The organism is Cupriavidus sp. 05T313, assembly GCF_056396665.1.
On the sequence record NZ_JBFTLX010000601.1, the window covers coordinates 1 to 517 of the forward strand.

The 517-nt window shown below is 72.0% G+C and carries 1 protein-coding gene; it reads left to right on the plus strand.

Annotation, left to right across the window (positions count from 1 at the left end; all coding sequences use genetic code 11):
• Positions 1-137: 137 nt before the first annotated feature.
• Positions 138-517, plus strand: a 380-nt coding sequence (locus tag AC1DKD_RS41950; protein WP_477144827.1) for a uroporphyrinogen-III synthase, incomplete at its 3' end; no start/stop codon positions are given.

Genomic DNA, 517 nt, shown 5'->3' on the forward strand with positions numbered 1-517 from the left:
GGGCATCGAACTGGCTGAGCTTCTCCTTGCCGCAGGCGCCGCCGACATCGCCGACCTGCAGGCGTCCTGACCTGGCGATGACGCAGCCTTCCAGCGGCACCGCGCCCCGGACTCCGCTCGGCGGCGTCCGGGTCCTGGTGACCCGCAGCCCGGAACGTTCGGCTGCCCTGGTGGAGGCGCTGGCAGGAGCCGGTGCGGAACCGGTGCTGCTGCCGCTCATCGACTTCGAACGGGCACCTGACCAGCACGCGCTGGACGTCGCCTGTGACGCCCTCGCAGCTGCGGCCTTTGACTGGCTGGTGGTCAGCAGCGCCACCACCGTCCACGTCCTGATGGAAAAAGCGGCGGAGCGTGGCCTGCGCCTGGGCCAGCTGGTGCCGCGAGGGACACGGATAGCGGCCGTCGGTCCCGCAACGCGGCGGCTCCTCGAAGCCGGCGGCCTCACAGTGGAACTGACCCCGCCCGGAGAACAATCGGCCGCCGGGCTGCTCGCCGTCTGGCCGGGAGGGGGCAGGAT